The organism is Kribbella sp. CA-293567 (genome assembly GCF_027627575.1).
Classification (GTDB): domain Bacteria; phylum Actinomycetota; class Actinomycetes; order Propionibacteriales; family Kribbellaceae; genus Kribbella.
Map to the genome: position 1 here is coordinate 3,961,398 of NZ_CP114065.1, position 19,089 is coordinate 3,980,486.

Here is a 19,089-nt window from a genome sequence, read left to right on the forward strand (position 1 = left end):
CAAACTCGCACAAAAATCAAGATCCTCGAACCCTTGTCACCATATTTCAACGATGTAATGATCGTTGCGGCCTGCGAAGGAGCAACTCATGACATTGTTCGATCGCCCGTTGTCCCGGCGCCGGCTGCTCACCGGAGCAGCTGCCGCGGCCGGTGGCGGCCTCCTGCTCGGTTGCTCGCCCGGCGGTGGCAAGTCCGCCGACGACCTGAGCTACTGGCACCTGATGAGCGGCGGCGACGGCATCGTGATGGCCGGGCTGGTCGATGCGGTGAACGGTCTCGGCGCCGGCTTCCAGGCGACCCAGACAGTGCTGGCCTGGGGCCCGCCGTACTACACGAAACTCGCAATGGCATCGGCCGGCGGCCGGGCGCCCGACGTCGCGGTCATGCACGCCTCCCGGATCGCGGGGTACGCGCCGGGCGGCCTGCTCGAACCCTGGGACACCGATCTGCTGGCCGAGTTCGGGATCCACGAGCGCGACTTCCCGCCACTGGTCTGGCAGAAGGGCCGCTACGACGGCAAGCTCTACTCGATCGCGCTCGACACCCACCCGTTCGTCCTCTACTACAACACCGAGCTTGCCGAGAAGGCCGGTGTCACGGACGCGTTGCGGTCGGTCAGGTCGCCCGAGGCGTTCACCGAGGTGGCAGCGAAGCTGCAGCGGGTGACCGGCAAGCACGGCCTGTCCTACGGCTATCTCGGCGACGGCTCCCAGATGTGGCGCCTGTTCTACACGCTCTACCGCCAGCAGAACGCCGAGATGAAGCTCGTTCCCGGCCGGCAGGCGGAGGTCGACGAGGCGGCCGCGGTGAAGGCACTGACCTTCGTCCGGTCGCTGCTCGACGACACCGTCGCCTCGCGCAGCGGCGACGGCGGAACGGCGACGAGCGAGTTCCTCCATGGTGAGAGCGGACTGTTCTTCGGCGGCGTCTGGGAGCTGCCGGTCCTCAAGGACGCGAAACTGCCGTTCGACGCGATGCCGATCCCGACCCTGTTCGGCACCGAGGCCGCGTACGCCGACTCGCACACGTTCGTGCTGCCGCGGCAGTCGAAGGTGTCCCCGGAACGCCGCCGGCACGTCTACCGGATGGTGGCGGAGATCCTGAAGCGCTCGGCGAAGTGGGCCGAGGGCGGCGGCCACATCCCGGCGTACCAGCCGGTGATCCGGAGCCCGGAGTACCAGGCGCTGAAACCGCAGTCGAACTACGCCGGCATCCCGCAGTACGTGAACTACGACCCGGACGCCTGGTTCGGCGGTGCCGGCAGCGACTTCCACCGGTACTTCGCGGAGAACGTGCAGAACGTCTACCTGGGCAGCGGCGATCCCGCGGCCGGGTTCGGCGGATTCGTCCAGCGGCTGAACGTGCTGCTCGACCGGCCGCAGCCGGTCTGAGCCCGGAACGGAGATCGACGATGCCGACTGCCATCGACAGTCCCGCGGCCGCCACCGCGGTAGTTGCTGAAGGCAAGCTCCGGGCCCGGCGCAGTGAGACGCTGACCGGCTGGGCCTTCGCCGCGCCGTTCGCGGTGCTGTTCGTGCTGTTCCTGGTGGTGCCCGCGATCTACGGGCTGTACCTGAGCTTCACCGGGGAGACGCTGACCGGCGCGAACAGCGATCTGGTCGGCTTCGCGAACTACACCGAGGCGCTGACCGACCCGGACATGTGGCGGTCGCTGGGCAACACGCTGTGGTTCACGTTCCTCAGTACGGTGCCGCTGGTCGTGCTGTCGCTGGCCTTCGCGCTGCTGGTGAACCTGGGGCTGCCGGGCCGCTGGTTGTGGCGGTTGTCGTTCTTCCTGCCGTACCTGCTGGCCTCGACCGTCGTCGTGCTGTTCTGGTCCTGGATGTACAACCCGAAGATCGGCCTGATCAACGGCGTCCTGGCCGAGCTCGGGATCGCGCCGGTGGCCTGGCTGCAGGACCCGAAGGTGGCGATGTTCTCGGTGGTGATCACCACCTTGTGGTGGACCATCGGCTTCAACTTCCTGCTCTACCTGGCCGCGCTGCAGAACATCCCCGAGCAGCAGTTCGAGGCGGCCGCCATCGACGGCGCCGGCAAGTGGCGGCAGCTGTTCGCGATCGTGATCCCGCAACTGGCGCCGACCACCGCGCTGATCCTCACCCTGCAGGTGCTCGCGTCGCTGAAGGTCTTCGACCAGATCTACATGCTCACCAACGGCGGCCCGGCCGGATCCACCCGGTCGATCGTGCAGTACATCTACGAGTCCGGCTTCACCGGCTACCGGTTCGGGTTCTCCTCGGCGATCTCGTACCTGTTCTTCGCCATCATCGTGCTGGTGTCGCTGGCGCAGTACCGACTTCTCAACCGCCGGAGTGGCCGATGAGCACCCACACGTTGTCGCGGGGCCTCAACAGGAAGGCCTACAAGCCCGGGGAGAACCCCTGGAGCGTCTCGCGGATGATCGCGCTGCTGATCCTGGCGTTCCTGGCCGCGACCTGGCTGGTGCCCTTCGGCTGGGCGGTACTGACGTCGCTCAAGAGCGAGGCCGACGCCGGGGCCACCAACCTCAGCCTGTCGCCGCCCGACGGCTTCAGCTTCGACGCCTACCGCAAGGTGCTGACCGCCGGCGAGATCCCGGCCTGGGCGTGGAACAGCCTGATCACCTCGGTGGCGATCACCGTGATCACCGTCGCGACGTCGGCGCTGGCCGGCTACGCGTTCTCCCGGCTGGACTTCCGCGGCCGTCGCTGGCTGTACGCCGCGATCATCGCGGCGATCATCATCCCGCCGCAGTTGCTGATCGTGCCGTTGTTCCGCCAGATGCTCGCCTTCGACCTGGTGGACACCTATTGGGGAATCATTCTTCCGCAGGCGTTCGCACCCGCGATGGTGCTGATTCTGAAGCGCTTCTTCGACCAGATCCCCAGAGAACTCGAAGAGGCCGCCCGGGTGGACGGCGCGAATCGGTTGCGGGTGTTCTGGTCGATAGTGTTGCCATTGTCACGGCCGATCCTCGCGGCGGTGGCGATCTTCGTCTTCATCGGTGCCTGGAACAACTTTCTCTGGCCGTTCATCGTCACCACCGACGCCGGCCTGATGACGTTGCCGGTCGGCCTGCAGACGGTGAAAAGTGCCTACGGGCTGCAGTATGCGCAGAACATGGCCTCGGCGATCCTGGCCGCCCTGCCACTGGTCGTCGTTTTCCTCTTTTTCCAAAGGCAGATCATCAAGGGGATCGCGACCACCGGTTTCGGCGGGCAGTAGATCCTGGACAGAAGTTCCGGCAGGCGGGATTCCAGCGGTCATCCCTTGAAAACGCCGTCACTGTGAGCAAAGCTGCCGGGATCACTTGTGCGCCGTCCGATGCACAAGTGCGGCAACTGTGCGCGGCTGCGCAATGAGGACCGTTGCACAGTGGTAAACAGTTGTCCCGTCAGCAACTGTTCCTTGGGTAACCAAGAGAGGGGGATGTGTGTCAGCGATGAAAGCGCTCGCCGAGCAGTGCCGTGGTGTGAGGAGTCACGGCACGTCACGACTCGGCCGGGCTGCGATCCAACCAGCGGTCTGCACCGGGATCCACGAGGTCAACTCGTCGATCGCGTCCAGGCAGCCGCGCCGTGTGGCGGTACTGAGGCTCGGAAACGGCCTCACCACCACGCTGCGTCTGGGTGACGGCGTGCAGGCGCCCGAACCGGGGACGACAGTGTTCGTCCAGGGTGGCCTTGGGATGGGCGATCAGCCCGCCTCAGGTGGGGTCACCCTCGCGCCGAGCCGACCCAGCTGAATTCAGTGACTCGCCGGTCTCAGGTCAACGCCGAGCTGAGACCGGCAAGTCCCTGGAACACGGTTCACCCGTCGAGGGGCCGCGACAGTGCCCGCACCTCGACGGGGGAGTACCGGGCCTCCGGCAGCCTCGCCGCGAGCTCCGTCGCCCGCTCGAGGGTGCAGTCGAGAAGGTAGTAGCCCGCCAGTACTTCCTTCGCCTCGGTGAACGGCCCGTCCGTCACGGCCGGCAGGCCGTCCCTGACCTGCACCACCCGCGCGTTCTCGGTGGTCAGCCCGTCCGCCGCCAGCAGCTCGCCACTGGCGCGCGTCTCGGCCACGATCTCGCGATGGACGTCGAGCACGCCCTCGATCCCGTCGGCCGCCATCGCGTCCCACATCTGCGGGTTGCCGTAGATCAGCACCATGTACTTCACATCTGACTCCTTTGCCGAAGCGGACACCGGGGACGTCGGAACCCCCGGCGCCACTTCGACATGATCCCGCTCAGACCAGCGATCGGGCAGTAGCCAGGTCCGAGACCAGCCGGTCCTCGACCGGGACCGACGGATCGGAGTACTGGCCGGTGAGGCAGATCGGGCCGGTGTAGTCCTTCAGGTTCGCGAAGACGGCCGCCCAGTCGGACAGGCCCTCGTCCGCCTGACCGAACCAGGTCTTCCAGCCACCGTCGGCCTCGACGTACTTGGCGTTCTTCAGATTGACGATGCCGAGCCGGTGCCGGACCAGCTCCAGAGTGATCGCGGGGTCGTCACCGGCGAGCGCGTCGTGCGCGGCGTCCCAGACGACCCTGAACTCGTCGGGCAGCCCGTCCAGGAGCTGCAGGACACCGAGCGACGACGTGACGAACTTGCCGTGGTGCGGCTGCACCCCGACCTGTACGCCGTACTGCCCGACCAGCGGCGCCGCGGCCTCGAGCTCCAGGCGGATCCGGCGGACCGAGGCGGCGTACCCGTCCGGACCGATCGGCGCCATGATGCGGATCATCGGGACACCCGCCTTGGCGCAGGCCGAGAACGCGCTCTCCGACAGGTCGCTCGCGATGCTGATCGGCTCGACCCCCTCGGCACGGAGCTGCTCGGTGAAGGCCGGCAGCTCAGCCTCGGCTGTGGCCGGCGTGACGTAGGCGGTGTCGCGGACCGGGATCTCGGCACCGGTGAAGCCGAGACCGGCGACGAGCTTGCCCAGCTCGTCACCGGGCAGTGGCGACCAGGGCTTGGTGAAGACGGACCAGTGATAGCTCATGGGTCAGCGGCCTCCCAGCCCGCTCATGGTGATACCTCGGACGAACCAGCGCTGGGTCAGGAAGAACAGCACGATCAACGGAACGGTCGTGATGGTGGCGGCCATCAGCAGCAGGTTCCACTGGGTGCCGTTGGTGTCCTGGAACACCTGCAGCCCGACGGCCGCCGTACGGGTCGAATCGCTGTTGGAGATCACCAGCGGCCACAACAGGTTGTTCCACTGACCGATGAACTTGAACACCGCGAGCGTCGCGATCGCCGGTACCGCCAGCGGCACGATCACCCGGACGAACGCCTGCCACCGGTTCGCACCGTCCAGCCGCGCCGCCTCCTCGTAGTCGCGCGGGATGCCGAGGAAGAACTGCCGCAGCAAGAACACCCCGAGCGCGGTGAACGCGTGCGGCAGGATCATCCCCGGCCAGGTGTCGATGCCCTGCAGCTTGGCCACCAGGACGAACTGCGGGATCAGCGTGACCTGCGAAGGAATCATCAGGGTCGCCAGATAGATCCCGAACAACCAGGTCCGGCCGGGGAAGTCCAGCCGTGCGAACGCGTACGCCGCCAGCGCGGCCGTCACCGTCTCCAGCAGCGTCGTACCGGCCGCGAAGATGATCGTGTTGAGCAGATAGCGGCCGAGCGGTACCAGCTCGAAGGCCCGCGTCAGGTTCTCCGGGTGCCAGCTGCCCGGCCAGAACGACGGCTGCGCGGCCATCGACTCCGCATCCGACTGGAACGCGACCAGCACCATCATCACCACCGGCACCAGGGTCACCGCGGTGACCACGAAACAGGCGAAGACGACCAGCTTGCGGGTCACCGCCGGGCTCTTCAGGACCGGACTTCTCAGGACCGGGCCAAGGGCGTTAGTTGTCATAGTGGACGAGCCTCCGCTGCAGCACGAACTGCGCTGCGGTGATGACGACGATGAACCCGAACAGCACCAGCGACTGCGCCGCGGCGTACCCCTGGTCGTAGTTCTCGAAGCCGGTCCGGTAGATGTACATGACGAGCGTCGTGGTCCGCGATCCCGGGCCACCGTTCGTCATGATCAGTGCCTGGTCGAAGACTTGGAACGAGCCGATGATCGACGTCACCACGACGAAGAACAGCGACGGCGACAGCATCGGCAGCGTGACGCTGCGAAAGGTCTGCCAGGCCGAGCTGCCGTCCACCTTCGCCGCCTCGTAGAGCTGCTGCGGGATCGCCTGCAACCCGGCCAGGAAGACCACCATGCCGAAGCCGAAGCTCTTCCAGACACTCATCGCGATCAGCGCCGGCATCGCCCAGTCGTCGCTGATCAGCCAGGCCGGCCCGCTGATCCCGAACCAGCCGAGCACGGCGTTCACCAGACCGTCCTGCGGGATGTAGAGCCAGATCCAGACGAACGCCACCGCCACCGTGATCGTTGCGTAGGGCAACAGCAGCAACGACCGGAAGACCGCGATCCGCCGCAGGCCCTGATTGAGCAGCAACGCCAGCGCGAGGCTGACCAGGATCGTCAGCGGCACGCTGACGAAGGTGAAGTACACCGTGTTGCCGAGCGCCGACCAGAACGTCGGGTCCGGCCCCAGCCGGGCGAAGTTCTTCAGCCCGGCGAAGGTCGGGGAGCTGAACAGGTTCCAGTTCAGCAGCGAGATGACCCCGGCCGCGACCACCGGGCCGGCGGTGAAGACGAGGAAGCCGATCAGGCTGGGCAGGATGAACAGCCAGGCGGCGAGCGTCTCCTTGCTGCGCCAGCGCGGGGTCGGACCGGACCTGGTGGGCGCCGGCCGGACCGGAGTACGGGCGGGAAGGGTTTCGACGGCCATCCGGATCACCCCTTCCTGGCTTCGGCCTGGCGGACGTTGTCCTGGTGCTGCTTCATCAGTACGTCGAGACGCGGCGTCAGCCCGTCGAGCGTCTCCGGTACCGCGACCTGCCCGAGGAACGTCCGCGGCAGGTCCTGACCGAGCAACTGCCTGACCTGGTTCCAGTTCGTCGTCACGTCGTACGGGTGCCCGCCCGCGACCTTCCCGGCGAGGATGTCCTGCACCACGCCGAGGTTGTCCGGCGGCGGCTTGAACGCGCTCCCCGCCGAACGACGAGCCGGGTTGTTGCGGCCCGCCTTCGCGTAGATGTCGAGCGCACCGGCACTGGTCAGCGTCTTGAGCAGCCGCCAGGCCAGGTCCAGCTTCTCGCCCTTGACCCCGGCCGGGATCGCGAACGACGAGCCGGACACCCGCGGCGTACTGCCGGCCGCACCGGCCGGGAACGGGATCACGTCCCAGTCGAACTTCGCCTTCCGGACGTTCACCACCTGCCACGGCCCGTTCTGCATGAACGCCACGTTGCCCTCCATGAAGTTGGACAACGAACTCTCGGTCACCAGGTTGCGGATCGGCGGCGTCACCTTGTCCCTGACGAACAGGTCGATCACGAACTGGATCGCGCTCTCCGCCTCCGGCGCGTTCAGGATGCTCCGGCTGCCGTCCTGGCTCATCACGTTGCCGCCGGCGCAGTAGATCCACGAGACAAGATCGTCGATCGCCGGCGCACAGGTGAACCCGTACTGGTCCGGCGGCCTGGTCAGCTCCTTCGCGAGATCGCGGAAGGTCTCCCAGGACATCGGCTCGGTCGGCGACGGCGCCGCGATCCCGGCCTTCGCCAGCAGGGTCTTGTTGTAGTAGAGGACGGTCGGCGCGACGTCGAAACCGATCGCGTAGGTGCGGCCGTTGAAGGTGGAGATCTTCTGGATCGCCGGATAGAAGTCGGCCGGGTCGAAGTCGGGGTCGGCGGCGATCAGGTCGTCCAGCGGCCGGTGCGCGCCGCGGGCGGCGTACGTCGGGATCAGGGTGCCGTTCAGCGCGGTCACCAGGCCGGCCGTTCCGCTCACCAGCTGGAGGTCGAGCTTGGTCGGGTAGCCGCCGGAGGGGGTGAGGGTCGGGATCGACTCGACCTGCAGTTGGCGTTCGACGTAGTTGCTGAAGTCGCTCCAGACCTTGCGTTCGGCGGGACTGCTCGACCACATCGCCCAGGTGGCGGCACCTGAGGGAGTCGACGAGCAGGCGGACAGGAGTCCGGTGGAGGCCGCGGCGGCACCGGCCAGGCCGGTGTACTTGAGGAAGCCGCGGCGGGACAGCTCAGGGGACATGGTCGACTCCTCAGGAGAAGAGCAAGGTGATCGACTCGGCGCGGATGCGCTCCTCGTCGACCTGGACGCCCAGACCGGGCGCGGTGGGGACCGTCGCGACGGCCTTGGTGATGGTCAGTCCCTCGACGTACAGGTCGGACAGCAGCTCGGGTCCGTTCAGCTCGGCCGGCAGCGCCAGCTCGAGCTGACTGAACAGGTGCAGCGAGGCCGCGAACCCGATCCCGCAGTCGGTCAGCCCGCTGGCCAGGAGCTCCACCCCGGACGCGAGGGCGACCTGAGCGGTCTTCAGCGCGTTGCGCAGACCACCGGACTTGCAGATCTTCACCACCACCAGATCGGCGGCGTCGAGCCGGATCGCCCGGGCCAGGTCCTGCGCGGTGAAACTGCCCTCGTCGATCGCGATCGGCAGGTCGATCAACTCGCGCAGCCGGTGCATCGCGAGCGTGTCGGTACTCGGTACCGGTTGCTCGACGCAATGGATCGTGCGGACCTCAGCGGTCCGGTCGAGCAGCTGCTTGAGCGCGCTCGGCCGGTACGACTGGTTCGCGTCCAGCCACAGCGGCTTGCTTCCGGCCACCTCCGCGACCGCCTCGATCGCGGCCGCGTCGGAGTCCGGATCACCCCCGATCTTCACCTTGTACGCCGCATAGTCCGACGACTGCCGCGCGTGCTCGCGGACCACCTCCGGAGCACCGACCCCGATCGCCGAACAGAGCGCGATCTCGTCGTGCACCTTGCCGCCGAGCAGCGCGTGCACCGGTACGCCGGCCAGCTTGCCCGCCGCGTCGTGCATCGCCAGATCGACCGCCGCGCGAGCGAACGGGAATCCGTTCGACACCGACGGGCTCAGCCGCTTCGTCACCCGCTGGTGGAACAGCTCGACCTCGAACGGAGTCAGCTCCAGCAGGATCGGCTCGAGATGCCGCTTGATCACGACGGCGATCGTCTCGGCGGTCTCGTAGCTCCAGCTGGGGAGCGCTCTCTGTTCACCCCAGCCGACCACGCCGTCCTCGGTGGTCAGCTTCACGAACACCACGGCCGCCGCCTGGTCCGGTGTCTGGTCGGGGGAGCCGACCGCGCCGCTGCCGAGCACGAACTGCCGCGCGAACGGCACCGCGACCGGGAAGACCTCGACCGACCTGATCCTGCTCATGCCGCGATCGCCCAGACGGCGGGATCCACGAAGCTCGGACCGCGTACGCCGTCGTCGAGCCACTTCAGGACGTCCTCCAGGACGTAGCCCGCGAGCGCGAGGTGACCCTCGACCGTGTCGCCCGCGATGTGCGGTGTCAGCAACAGGTTCGGCGCGGCCAGGACGTCCGGACCGAACTTCGGCGGCTCCGGGTCGTAGACGTCGAGCGCCGCGAACAAGCGGCCGTCCAGGCAGTGCTCCAGCAGCGCCGGCTGGTCGACGGCCGGACCGCGAGACGAGTTGACCAGGATCGTGTGGTCCGGCAGTTGCTCGATCAGCTTGCGGGTGACCAGTCCGCGGGTCTCCGGCACGTCAGGAACGTGGATCGACACGAACTTCGCCTGCAGCGCCTCTTCCAGCTCCACCGTCCGGACGCCGAGCTGCCCCGCCCGCTCGGCAGTCAGGTAGGGGTCGTAGACCACGATGTCGCAGCCGAACGGCTTGAGCAGCGTGATCAGCGCCCGGGCGGTCGAGCTGGCCCCGAGGATGCCGACCCGCTGACCGGCCAACTCGCCGCCGCGCAGCTGTGGTTGCTTCCAGCCGCCCGCGCGCAGCGCCTGATCGAACTGGGGGAGCCGGCGGGCCAAGGTGAGCATCGACGCCAGGCAGTACTCGCCGACCGACCAGGCGATCCGCGTTCCGGCGGAGAACACGGCGACGCCCTGGTCCAGGATGGTGGGATCGATCAGCTTCTTGACCGTGCCGGCCGCGTGCGCCACCACCTTCGGGCCGTTGCCGTCCGCCCACAGCGCCTTGTCCAGGGGCGGCGTACCCCAGCTGGTCAGCAGTACGTCGCTGCCGGACGCGAGGTCGGCGACCACCTCGGGGTTGAGGTCGGCGCCCGCCCAGGTCACCTCGAACCGCTCGGCCAGCAGCGCGCGCGTCTGCGGGCTGCAGACGTCGTCGGCTCGTTCCGGTGTCATCACCACGGCTAGTTTGGACAAGCTGACTCCTCAGGTCGGATCTTGGTATGCCCGACGGTAAGGGTTTTCCGTTATGCTCGTCCAAGCCCATTTCCGCATCGACCGATACCGTGAGGGCATCGAATGGATCTGTCGCTCCAGCAGTTGCGTGGCTTCGTCGCGGTCGCCGAAGAGCAGCACTTCGGCCGCGCCGCCCAGCGCCTGAACCTGACCCAGCCGCCGCTGACCCGGCAGATCCAGGGGCTGGAGCGCTCTCTGGGCGTCTCCCTGTTCGACCGGACCGGCAGGGGAGTGCGGCTCACCGCCGCCGGCGACGTCTTCCTCGAGCACACCCGGCGAGTGCTGGCGCTGCTCGACGTCGCGCCCGAAGCGACGCGGCGGGCGGCCGATGGGCAGACCGGCACCCTGCGGATCGCGTTCACCGCGATCGGGGCGTACGCCGTACTGGCGGACTTCCTGACGATGGTCGGCAAACGGACCCCGGCGGTCACCTCGGAGCTGACCGAACTGGTGAGTCCCGACCAGTTCGAGGCGCTGGCCAACCTGGAGATCGATCTCGGGCTGGTCCGGCCGCCGATCCCCGAGCAGTTCGACTCGGTGCTGGTGCACTCCGAGGACCTGGTGCTCGCCGTACCGGACGACCACAAGCTCGCCTCGGGTGAGGGAGCGGTCTCTCTGGCGGACGTGACCGACGACTACATCGGCTACAGCCCGGAGGGGTCGCAGTACCTGCACGACATCTGCGCGGCGATGATCGGCATGAACCGGTACGCCGTCAGCCAGCTCGCCTCCCAGGTCCCGACGATGCTCGCGCTGGTTCGGGCCGGGCTCGGCTGCGCTCTGGTGCCGCGCTCGATCATGGCGATGGGCGTGCAGGGAGTCCGCTACCGCGAACTCGACGCGGCAGACGCTCACTCGGTGACGCTGCACGCGGCTTGGAGCCCGGACAGCCCGAACCCCGCTCTCCAGCGGCTGGCCGAGTCGTTGAAGGCCGATCCGCACCTCGACGCTTGACCTAGAGTCGGCTCTAGCTCCTAGGGTCGAGTCATGAGCACCCCACAGCACAAGATCGGCTCGGGCTTCGGCCACGGCAGCACGGCGGACGAGGTCCTCGAAGGCCTCGACCTGACCGGCAAACTCGCGCTCGTGACAGGCGGCTACTCGGGACTCGGGCTGGAGACCACTCGCGCGCTGGTCAAGGCGGGCGCGCGGGTCGTCGTACCGGCACGGCGTCCGCAGGCAGCTCAGGAAGCGCTCTCCGGCCTGGCCGGTGTCGAGGTCGGTGAACTGGACCTCGCCGACCTGGCGAGCGTGCACGCTTTCGCGGACGAGTTCCTGGCCACCGGCCGATCGATCGACCTGCAGATCAACAACGCCGCCGTGATGGCCTGCCCGGAGACCCGGGTCGGCCCCGGGTGGGAGGCACAGTTCGCGACGAACCACCTCGGTCATTTCGCTCTGACCAACCGGTTGTGGCCGGCCCTCGCCGCTGACGGCGGCGCCCGAGTGGTGTCGGTCTCCTCGTCGGGACACCGCAACTCCGACATCCGCTGGGACGACCCGCAGTTCGAGCAGGGCTACGACAAGTGGGCGGCGTACGGGCAGGCCAAGACCGCCAACTCGCTGTTCGCGGTCCAGCTCGATGCTCTGGGCAAGGATTCCGGCGTGCGCGCGTTCGCGCTGCACCCGGGCGGCATCCTGACCCCGCTGCAGCGTCACCTCCCTCGCGAGGAGATGGTCGGCTTCGGCTGGATCGACGAAGACGGCAACCCACTGCAACCGGACGTGTTCAAGAGCCCCGAGGCCGGTGCCGCCACTCAGGTCTGGGCTGCCACCTCGCCGCAGCTCGACGGCCAGGGCGGTGTCTTCTGCGAGGACTGCGAGATCGCGGAACTGTCCACCGACGACGCCCCCGGCGTCCGCCCGTACGCCGTCGACCCCGCCTCGGCCGCCCGGCTGTGGACGCTGTCCGCAGAGCTCACCGGAGTGGACGCGTTCAGCAAGTAGCCTGATGGCATCACTACTTCAGACCTTCAGCACCCGACTGAGCCGCGTCGTCAACACCACCCGGCCGTTGGCGCGGCCAGTCCGAGCGCGGCCCCCTCGTGCCCGGCCGATGGCGCGGCCAGTCCGAGCGCGGCCCCCACGTATCCGGCCGTTGGCGCGGCCAGCCTGATCGCGGCCGCCTCGTACCCGGCCCCCTCCTGCCCGGCCGTCGGCGCTGTGGTCGGCGCCCTTCGCGCCGCCGGGTGCGTGTTCGCGGAGGACGAAGCGGCGCTGCTGATCTCCGCAGCCCGCGACGACGCGTCGCTCGACCTGGAGCGCCTGGTCGAGCAACGCGTCGCCGGGTTGCCTCTCGAGCAGGTGATCGGGTTCGCCGAGTTCTGCGGGTTGCGGATCCTGCTGGATGCCGGCGTGTTCGTGCCGCGGCGGCGTACGGAGCATCTGGTCACCGAGGCGAGAGCGCTCACTCGCCCGCACGCCGTGGTCGTCGACCTCTGTTGCGGCTCCGGCGCCCTCGGCGTCGCGGTCGCAGCCCCACAGCCGGTCGACCTGCACGCGGCCGACCTCGAACCAGCCGCGGTCCGCTGCGCCCGCCGTAACGTCGAACCGCTCGGCGGCCAGGTGCACGAGGGCGACCTGTACTCCGCCCTCCCAGACTCCCTGCGCGGCCAGATCTCCGTCCTGCTCGCCAACGTCCCCTACGTCCCGACCGACGAAGTCCGCTTCCTGCCGGCCGAAGCCCGCCTGCACGAACCACTCGTCACCCTCGACGGCGGCACCGACGGCCTGGACATCTTCCGACGCGTCAGCGCCGAAGCCACCCAATGGCTCGCTCCCGGCGGGAGCATGCTCGCCGAAACCAGCGAGGACCAAGCCTCCACGGCAGCCGCCATCCTCGCGGCAGACGGCCTGACCCCACGAATCAGCACCTCCGCCGACCTCTACGCCACCGTCATCATCGGCACAAAGGACTAGCCCCGTGGAGATCCGCCCAGCCACCACCGCCGACCTCCCCGGCATCGCGGCCACCAGCGCCGCCTTGTTCGCCGAAGACGCCGGCCAGCGCGACCCCTTTCGCAACCAGGCCTGGCCCGCGGCCCACGGCGAGCAGTGGATCGCAGACCTCCACAGCAACCCGGCCGCCCGGATCTTCGTCGCCGCTGATGGCGCTGAGGTGGTCGGCCACCTGATCGCGATCTACGAACCCCCGTCGGACATGTGGCTGGTTCCTCGGGCGGAACTGGTGAGCATGTTCGTCCGACCTCCTGTCCGCGGTCGCGGTCTCGGAGGTCAGTTGGTCGACGCGTTCACAATCTGGGCGCGAGCACGTGGCGCGGTCCGCCTCCAGGTCACGGCGTACGCGACGAACGAAGCCGCGCAGCGCCTGTATCAGAGCCGGGGCTTCAAACCCGCCTCAGTCGTTCTGGCCAACGACCTCTGACGCAGGGCAGCGCCGGCACCAGCACCTGGCACCGGCACTGCCATGGGGGTCAGCGCAAGCTGCTGCAGAGCTTGTTGGATGCGATGATGCTGTACGAGCTGATCTCGTTGTCGGCCCAGGGCGCGCCGGCGATGTCGAAGGACTTGGACGTGCCGTTCGGCGAGATCCTGAACGAGCGGCCGCCGAAGTTGTCGTGCTCGAAGACGCAGAAGTACGCCCCCGTGCGGTTCCAGTAGGCCGACGCCGCGTCGCCCATCCCGCGGTTCTCCAGGTCCCGGTCCGAGGTCGGGAAACCGCCGGCCGCGCGGAGCAGCCAGCCGTTTCCGTTGCTGTCCTCGAACATGCAGAAGTGGCCCGCGGGACAGTCCTTGGTCGCGGCGTTCGCGGGTACGGCGGCGGCAGTCAGCAGCGCGGCGGTGATACCGGTCGCGGTGAGCGCGGCGGCCAGAAAACGTCGTACGTGCAGGAAGGATCCCCTCGAATGAATCCGGATGCATTTGATCAGACCCTCCGCAGCACATGGAGGAGGTAGTCGCGGCGGTTGAGCGGGTCGTGATCGGTCCGAGGACGGCTGGGAACCGCGCCGGTGACCGGGTGATAGCGATCGAAGGCCGACTCGAGGACGCCTTCGCCGCGGGTGAGAGCCGGGAGTTGCCGTTCCAGTCGGTCCACGGCCGCGGCTGGGATCTCTCCTTCGAGAGTCGAGGTTTCGGCTGCCAGTGCGGGCACCCGAGGGACTGCCCGGAGGCGGGAGAGCGCGGCCAGAGCGGCGCGGACGGTGTCGGTCGGCAGGTCGAGCTGGAAGTGGTGCATCGGCTCGTGGACCGTGGTGCCGGCTTCCTGGAGAGCGGCCATCAGGACGAGTGGGGTGAGATTGCGGAAGTCGCCGGCGGTGCTCGACATGCTCTTGTCGAAGACCGCGTGGGCGTGGCTCTGGCGGGCGGAGTACCCCGAATGCGTCATCGTCACGATCGCGTCGGGGATCTGCCAGCCGTGGATGCCTTGGCGCAGGGTCTCGTGGACGGTCTCCTCGACCGCCTTGACGAACGCGTACGGCATCGAACCGAGCTCGACCTCCAGGCGGAACGTGACCCCGGACTTCACCGGTGCCGGCTCGACCCGCAGGCCGATCGTCGCGAGGAACGGATTCGGGTCCTGCTTGTTGAACTCGACCGCAGCCCCGCTGCCGTTCAGCCGCTCGATACAGATCGTCGTCGTCTCCCGGAAGGTGACTTCGATGCCGTACTCGACCGCCAGGGTGGTCTGGGTGACCTCCTTCTGGACTTCGCCGTACAGCGACACGAAGGTCTCCTGGCGGAGATCGTCCTGACGCAGGTTGATCAGCGGATCCTGCTCGGCCAGCTGAGAGAGCGCCACCTGCAGATTCCCCTTGTCCGACGGCCTGACCGGCGCGATCACCGTCTCCAGCGTCGGGGGAGCGAAGAACGCGCTCTCTGCCGGACTGGCGCCGGCGCCGATCGCGTCACCGATCCGGATCCCGCCGAGTCCCCACAGCTTGCCGATCTGCCCGGCCGAAACCTCCGGCCTGCTCAGCACCGCACCGTTGTCGAAGACGCTGATCGCAGTCACCTTCGCCTCCCGGTCACCCTGGAAACAGAGCCGGTCCCGGGTGCGGATCGACCCCGAGAACAGCCGCACGAACGCAACCTCCTCGCCTGCCGGTCCACGTTCGACCTTGAAGACCGAGCCGGACAGTGGCCCGCCGGCATCGCCCTGTGTCGCCGGCAGCAACTCGCGAATGCCCGCGATCAGCTCGTCGACACCCGCACCGGTGATCGCCGAGCCGAAGTACACCGGATGCACCAGCGCCTGCCGCGTCTGCTCGGCCAGCCGCGTCCGCAACGCGCCGTAAGAGAGCGCTTCCTCGTTCTCCACGTACGTCGTCAGCAGTTGCTCGTCGTGCTCGGCGAGCAACTCGATCATCGCGGACGCGAACTCGGCATCGTCTCGCCCGTACGGCGTGAACTGCGCGCCGCGTTCGCCGAGGTTGGACGCCGTACCCATCGCGATGACGTCGGCCGGCAACCGCTCCGCCATCCGCGCCAGCAGCTCCCGCGACTGCGCTCCCCGGCGATCGAGCTTGTTGACGAAGATCAGCGTGGGGATCCGCAGCCGGCGTAGCGTCCGCATCAGCACCCGCGTCTGCGCCTGGACGCCCTCGACCACCGACACCACCAGCACCGCGCCGTCGAGCACGCTGAGCGCCCGCTCCACCTCGGCGATGAAGTCCGGGTGGCCGGGAGTGTCGATCAGGTTGACCGTGACGTCGTCGATCGCGAACGAGACGACCGCGGACTTGATCGTGATCCCGCGCTGACGTTCCAGCGCGAGCGAGTCGGTCTGAGTACTGCCGTGATCGACGCTGCCAACCGCGTCGATCACCCCGGCGGCGTAGAGCAGCCGCTCGGTCAGGCTGGTCTTACCGGCGTCGACATGCGCCAGGATTCCTAGGTTGAGTGTTCGCACGCAGCAACATGTCCCTTGAAGAGGAGTTGTGACCTTCGCGGTTGGACATGAGCTGAGATCGCATCGAACGTGCTCCCTGACCTGTGGCTGTGCTGACCTTCGGCAGTACAGCAAACCTGCGGCCCCGCGGCAATCGGTTTTCCGCCGGGAGGCAGCCAGGACATCTATGCCTGAGGCAACCAACTGGGGTCGGTCGACGAGGTTGCCGACGACGGTGACTCGGGCTGAATCGCCTAGGCGAGACGACACAAGCGCCTATTCCCGGGATCCTTTCGGGTGGCGCCGGGCGAAGTCCCAGACGATCGCGCTGGCGTCCGGACCGGCGTGGTCGGTGAACAGTCCGTCGCCGAACGGGCCCGGCCACACGTGCCCCATGTCCTTGACCAGATAGGACTCCACCAGCGACGCGCCGCCCTGCCTGGTGACGGTGGTGTGCGCGTAGGCGTGTTTGCCCTCGTTTCCTGCAACGGTTTCGGTCTTCTCGACCACCCGCAGGCTGTCGTTGGGCAGACCGTCGTCCACGAGGTCACCCACGGCTGTCCACTGCTCGACCAGCCGGGTGGCGACGAGGGGTGGGACGACCTCGTCCTGCTCACCCTGGATGACGAGCAGGGGCACCTGCCGCGCCCGGTTCCCCATCTGGGACCACGCCTGGCGTGCGGTGTAGTCCGGGGGCGTCGACCCGGGATCGTCGGGGTCCACCTGGTTCAGCCCGTACTCACCACCCGCCACGGACGTCACCGTCGCGAACACGTCGGGGTAGGTCACGGCGAGGATGACCGCTGTGCCCGCACCGGAGGACGCGCCGGCGACGTGCACCTGGTCCGGGTCCGCGCCGTAGGTCTGGACCACCTCGCGGGCAACCCCGGCGAGGAGCGCGGGTTCGCCGGCGTAGCGGTGCTGCTCGCGTGGGTCGGCCGAGTTCCAGCAGTTGAGGGCGCTGCGGAACAGCCGCTGGGTCGGGTAGACGACGATGAAGCCCTCACGGTCGGCCAGGTCGTCGAACTGCGTCGTGGACTTCATCGAGTTCCATCCGAAACCGCTCATCCCGCAACCATGGATCGCCATGACGACCGGCAGCCGGGTCTTTCCGTCGTACTGCGGCGGGACGTGCACCTGGTACCGCTGGGTGCCGATGTCACTTTCGTAGACATGACGGTGATTGCCTTCGTCGGTCCACCAGGGCAGACTGAGATGGAAGACCGCCGTAGCCATCCCGGCGGTGCTCACGACCACCACAACGACGACGGTGACGACCCGGAACCATCGTCGGTGGCGCACCCGCTGAGTCGCGCGGATCTGAGTGTTCATCCGACTTGGCCGAGGAACGCGCGCAGGGCCGCGTTGACTTCGTCGGCGTGGGTCCAGAGCAGCCCGTGGGGAGCGTTCTCGATCTCGACGTAGGTCGCGTCGGGCAGGAGCTTGCGGAACCGTCGAGCCGTGGCGTCGATGGGGAGGATGTTGTCCGCCGTACCGTGCAGGATCAGCACGGGCTTCCTGCTCTCGCGGACCGCCTCGACGTCGGCACGGAAGTCCTCGATCCACGACGGCACCACGGCGTAGGCGGCAATCGGGGCGCTGGAGATGGCGACGTTCCAGCCGGCGGTGACGGCTTCCTGGCTGATCCGCTGACCGAGGTTCTCGTCCAGGTTGTAGAAGTTGGCGAAGAACTCCGAGTACCAGGCGTACCGGTCGCCCCGCGCCGCTGCCTCGATCCCGTCGAAGACCTCCTGCGGCACTCCGTCGGGGTTGTCGTCCCGGACCGGGAGGAAGGGCTCCAGCGAGGCAAGGAACGCGAGCTTCGCGACACGCTCGTGGCCGTGTCGCGAGACGTAGCGGGCGAGCTCGCCGGTGCCCATCGAGAAGCCGACTAGGACGACGTCGCGGAGATCGAGCGTCTCCAGGAGGATATGGAGGTCGGCGGCGAACGTGTCGTAGTCGTAGCCGGACCCGACCTTCGACGATTTCCCGAACCCGCGACGGTCGTAGGTGACGACCCGGTAGCCCTCGGCAAGCAGTTCGCGCGTCTGGCGCTCCCAGCTGTGGCCGTTCAGCGGATAGCCGTGGACGAGGACGACAGGCTGTCCCTCGCCCTGGTCCTCGTAGTAGAGCTCGATCGCGGTGCTGTTCTCTTCTCCGACGGTGATGAACCCCATGGTGTGACTCCTTTCGTGGTTGTGCGGTGCGGTCATCGACGGGGTTCCCAGCGGAACAGGCGAACGGCCATGACGACGGCGACGACGACCCATCCCAGCGTTCTGGCCAGCAGGGGCAGCGACTCGGTCAGTGGAACCCCGCCGTTCCAGGCGTTGACGACCATCTCGGTGGCAGCGCCACCGGGAAGCGCTCTCTTCAGCAGGCCCAGGTCCTCCGTGCCGGTGATTCCCACCCAGGTGGCCACGGCGATCACCAACAGGCTCACGGGAAGCGTTGTCACCTGCGCGTGCTCGGGAGAGTTCGTCAGCCCGACGGTGGCCAGAGCCAACGCGACCATCATGGCGGTGGTGGCCAGGATTGCCACCGCGAGGAGCAGGAGCTGGGCCGGCTCGGTGGTGACAACACTCAGCACCACCAGGATCGCGACCACCTGGACGAGTGCGATGACCGTGACTGGAAGCACCAGCCCGGTGAGGATGCCGACGTCGCCCGCGGCGGTGGAACGCAACCGCTTCAGGAACAGAGTCTGCCGGCGTGAGGCGAGGGTGGTGACCGCGGTGGTGTAGAGCCCGAAGGCCAGCACGGTGAACATCACGATCGCCGCGATGTAGCCGAGGCTGCCCAGGTCCGCGAACCTGTCGTGCTGGTGGACGAAGTAGCCGCTGATGGCGACCGGGATGACGAGACCGGTGACCAGGACGAACCGGTTCCGGAAGATCTGGATCAGCTCACTGCGAGCGATCGCCAACATGGTCGTGGTTCCTTTCG

At 67.9% G+C, this 19,089-nt stretch carries 19 protein-coding genes; 7 read left to right on the plus strand and 12 right to left on the minus strand.

The features are described from left to right. Nucleotides 1-88 precede the first annotated feature (88 nt). The 3 genes from OX958_RS18190 to OX958_RS18200 are packed head-to-tail and all read left to right on the plus strand — an operon-like array spanning nucleotide 89 to nucleotide 3,227. Entirely contained in the window at nucleotides 89-1,393 is a 1,305-nt protein-coding gene (locus OX958_RS18190; protein ID WP_270129938.1) for an extracellular solute-binding protein, read from the plus strand. A 20-nt stretch (nucleotides 1,394-1,413) separates the two neighbouring features. Further along, a complete protein-coding gene (locus OX958_RS18195; protein ID WP_270129939.1) occupies nucleotides 1,414-2,346 on the plus strand; it encodes a carbohydrate ABC transporter permease in 933 nt (310 codons plus the stop codon). Next, nucleotides 2,343-3,227 carry a carbohydrate ABC transporter permease gene (locus OX958_RS18200; RefSeq protein WP_270129940.1) on the plus strand — a complete coding sequence of 295 codons (885 nt, stop codon included), beginning with the start codon at nucleotides 2,343-2,345 and terminating at the stop codon, nucleotides 3,225-3,227. The genes OX958_RS18195 and OX958_RS18200 overlap by 4 nt, the downstream gene beginning before the upstream one ends. Before the next feature lie 584 nt (nucleotides 3,228-3,811). On the opposite strand, the gene OX958_RS18205 is transcribed toward OX958_RS18200, so the two are convergent. The 7 genes from OX958_RS18205 to OX958_RS18235 all read right to left on the minus strand — a co-directional run bounded on the left by OX958_RS18205 (nucleotide 3,812) and on the right by OX958_RS18235 (nucleotide 10,253). Next, the gene (locus tag OX958_RS18205; protein WP_270139086.1) at nucleotides 3,812-4,153 is read right to left on the minus strand and encodes a YciI family protein; all 342 of its coding nucleotides are present in this window, start codon (nucleotides 4,151-4,153) and stop codon (nucleotides 3,812-3,814) included. A 79-nt stretch (nucleotides 4,154-4,232) separates the two neighbouring features. Further along, nucleotides 4,233-4,988: a sugar phosphate isomerase/epimerase family protein gene (locus OX958_RS18210; protein ID WP_270129941.1), complete on the minus strand. Its 756-nt coding sequence runs from the start codon at nucleotides 4,986-4,988 to the stop codon at nucleotides 4,233-4,235. Between the two features lie 3 nt (nucleotides 4,989-4,991). Then, nucleotides 4,992-5,804: a carbohydrate ABC transporter permease gene (locus OX958_RS18215; protein WP_270129942.1), complete on the minus strand. Its 813-nt coding sequence runs from the start codon at nucleotides 5,802-5,804 to the stop codon at nucleotides 4,992-4,994. Nucleotides 5,805-5,850: 46 nt separating this feature from the next. After that, the gene (locus tag OX958_RS18220; RefSeq protein WP_270129943.1) at nucleotides 5,851-6,795 is read right to left on the minus strand and encodes a carbohydrate ABC transporter permease; all 945 of its coding nucleotides are present in this window, start codon (nucleotides 6,793-6,795) and stop codon (nucleotides 5,851-5,853) included. Nucleotides 6,796-6,800: 5 nt separating this feature from the next. After that, nucleotides 6,801-8,117 (minus strand): extracellular solute-binding protein, encoded by a 1,317-nt coding sequence (locus OX958_RS18225; RefSeq protein ID WP_270129944.1) that lies wholly within the window; start codon nucleotides 8,115-8,117, stop codon nucleotides 6,801-6,803. Nucleotides 8,118-8,127: 10 nt separating this feature from the next. Next, nucleotides 8,128-9,270: a mandelate racemase/muconate lactonizing enzyme family protein gene (locus OX958_RS18230; RefSeq protein WP_270129945.1), complete on the minus strand. Its 1,143-nt coding sequence runs from the start codon at nucleotides 9,268-9,270 to the stop codon at nucleotides 8,128-8,130. Next, on the minus strand, nucleotides 9,267-10,253 hold the full coding sequence (locus OX958_RS18235; protein ID WP_270129946.1) for a hydroxyacid dehydrogenase: 987 nt from the start codon (nucleotides 10,251-10,253) through the stop codon (nucleotides 9,267-9,269). The genes OX958_RS18230 and OX958_RS18235 overlap by 4 nt, the downstream gene beginning before the upstream one ends. 102 nt (nucleotides 10,254-10,355) lie before the next feature. Between OX958_RS18235 and OX958_RS18240 the strand changes: the two genes are divergently transcribed. The 4 genes from OX958_RS18240 (at nucleotide 10,356) to OX958_RS18255 (ending at nucleotide 13,677) form a co-directional block, all read left to right on the plus strand. Then, nucleotides 10,356-11,246 carry a LysR family transcriptional regulator gene (locus OX958_RS18240; protein WP_270129947.1) on the plus strand — a complete coding sequence of 297 codons (891 nt, stop codon included), beginning with the start codon at nucleotides 10,356-10,358 and terminating at the stop codon, nucleotides 11,244-11,246. A gap of 33 nt (nucleotides 11,247-11,279) precedes the next feature. Further along, nucleotides 11,280-12,239: an SDR family NAD(P)-dependent oxidoreductase gene (locus tag OX958_RS18245; protein ID WP_270129948.1), complete on the plus strand. Its 960-nt coding sequence runs from the start codon at nucleotides 11,280-11,282 to the stop codon at nucleotides 12,237-12,239. Nucleotides 12,240-12,455: 216 nt separating this feature from the next. Beyond that, on the plus strand, nucleotides 12,456-13,211 hold the full coding sequence (locus OX958_RS18250) for a putative protein N(5)-glutamine methyltransferase (RefSeq protein ID WP_270129949.1): 756 nt from the start codon (nucleotides 12,456-12,458) through the stop codon (nucleotides 13,209-13,211). 4 nt (nucleotides 13,212-13,215) lie between these two features. Beyond that, complete coding sequence (locus tag OX958_RS18255) at nucleotides 13,216-13,677, plus strand: GNAT family N-acetyltransferase (RefSeq protein WP_270129951.1); 462 nt, start codon at nucleotides 13,216-13,218, stop codon at nucleotides 13,675-13,677. A 49-nt stretch (nucleotides 13,678-13,726) separates the two neighbouring features. Here OX958_RS18255 and OX958_RS18260 read toward each other — a convergent pair whose 3' ends face one another. From OX958_RS18260 to OX958_RS18280, 5 genes are all read right to left on the minus strand, one after another. After that, nucleotides 13,727-14,020: a peptidase inhibitor family I36 protein gene (locus OX958_RS18260; protein WP_270129952.1), complete on the minus strand. Its 294-nt coding sequence runs from the start codon at nucleotides 14,018-14,020 to the stop codon at nucleotides 13,727-13,729. Between the two features lie 158 nt (nucleotides 14,021-14,178). After that, complete coding sequence (locus tag OX958_RS18265) at nucleotides 14,179-16,164, minus strand: elongation factor G (RefSeq protein WP_270129953.1); 1,986 nt, start codon at nucleotides 16,162-16,164, stop codon at nucleotides 14,179-14,181. 255 nt (nucleotides 16,165-16,419) lie between these two features. Then, nucleotides 16,420-17,475, minus strand: a complete 1,056-nt coding sequence (locus OX958_RS18270; RefSeq protein ID WP_270129954.1) for an extracellular catalytic domain type 1 short-chain-length polyhydroxyalkanoate depolymerase — start codon at nucleotides 17,473-17,475, stop codon at nucleotides 16,420-16,422. After that, nucleotides 17,472-18,320, minus strand: coding sequence for an alpha/beta fold hydrolase (locus OX958_RS18275; protein WP_270129955.1), 849 nt, complete (start codon nucleotides 18,318-18,320; stop codon nucleotides 17,472-17,474). The genes OX958_RS18270 and OX958_RS18275 overlap by 4 nt, the downstream gene beginning before the upstream one ends. Nucleotides 18,321-18,352: 32 nt before the next feature. Further along, complete coding sequence (locus tag OX958_RS18280; RefSeq protein WP_270129956.1) at nucleotides 18,353-19,072, minus strand: ABC transporter permease; 720 nt, start codon at nucleotides 19,070-19,072, stop codon at nucleotides 18,353-18,355. Between the last annotated feature and the right edge of the window lie 17 nt (nucleotides 19,073-19,089).

Bases quoted from the DNA above. Each gene is read 5' to 3' on its own strand.
- OX958_RS18190 (WP_270129938.1), top strand. From the start codon at position 89: ATGACATTGTTCGATCGCCCGTTGTCCCGGCGCCGGCTGCTCACCGGA.
- OX958_RS18195 (WP_270129939.1), top strand. From the start codon at position 1,414: ATGCCGACTGCCATCGACAGTCCCGCGGCCGCCACCGCGGTAGTTGCT.
- OX958_RS18200 (WP_270129940.1), top strand. From the start codon at position 2,343: ATGAGCACCCACACGTTGTCGCGGGGCCTCAACAGGAAGGCCTACAAG.
- OX958_RS18205 (WP_270139086.1), bottom strand. From the start codon at position 4,153: ATGGTGCTGATCTACGGCAACCCGCAGATGTGGGACGCGATGGCGGCC.
- OX958_RS18210 (WP_270129941.1), bottom strand. From the start codon at position 4,988: ATGAGCTATCACTGGTCCGTCTTCACCAAGCCCTGGTCGCCACTGCCC.
- OX958_RS18220 (WP_270129943.1), bottom strand. From the start codon at position 6,795: ATGGCCGTCGAAACCCTTCCCGCCCGTACTCCGGTCCGGCCGGCGCCC.
- OX958_RS18225 (WP_270129944.1), bottom strand. From the start codon at position 8,117: ATGTCCCCTGAGCTGTCCCGCCGCGGCTTCCTCAAGTACACCGGCCTG.
- OX958_RS18230 (WP_270129945.1), bottom strand. From the start codon at position 9,270: ATGAGCAGGATCAGGTCGGTCGAGGTCTTCCCGGTCGCGGTGCCGTTC.
- OX958_RS18240 (WP_270129947.1), top strand. From the start codon at position 10,356: ATGGATCTGTCGCTCCAGCAGTTGCGTGGCTTCGTCGCGGTCGCCGAA.
- OX958_RS18245 (WP_270129948.1), top strand. From the start codon at position 11,280: ATGAGCACCCCACAGCACAAGATCGGCTCGGGCTTCGGCCACGGCAGC.
- OX958_RS18260 (WP_270129952.1), bottom strand. From the start codon at position 14,020: ATGTTCGAGGACAGCAACGGAAACGGCTGGCTGCTCCGCGCGGCCGGC.
- OX958_RS18270 (WP_270129954.1), bottom strand. From the start codon at position 17,475: ATGAACACTCAGATCCGCGCGACTCAGCGGGTGCGCCACCGACGATGG.
- OX958_RS18275 (WP_270129955.1), bottom strand. From the start codon at position 18,320: ATGGGGTTCATCACCGTCGGAGAAGAGAACAGCACCGCGATCGAGCTC.
- OX958_RS18280 (WP_270129956.1), bottom strand. From the start codon at position 19,072: ATGTTGGCGATCGCTCGCAGTGAGCTGATCCAGATCTTCCGGAACCGG.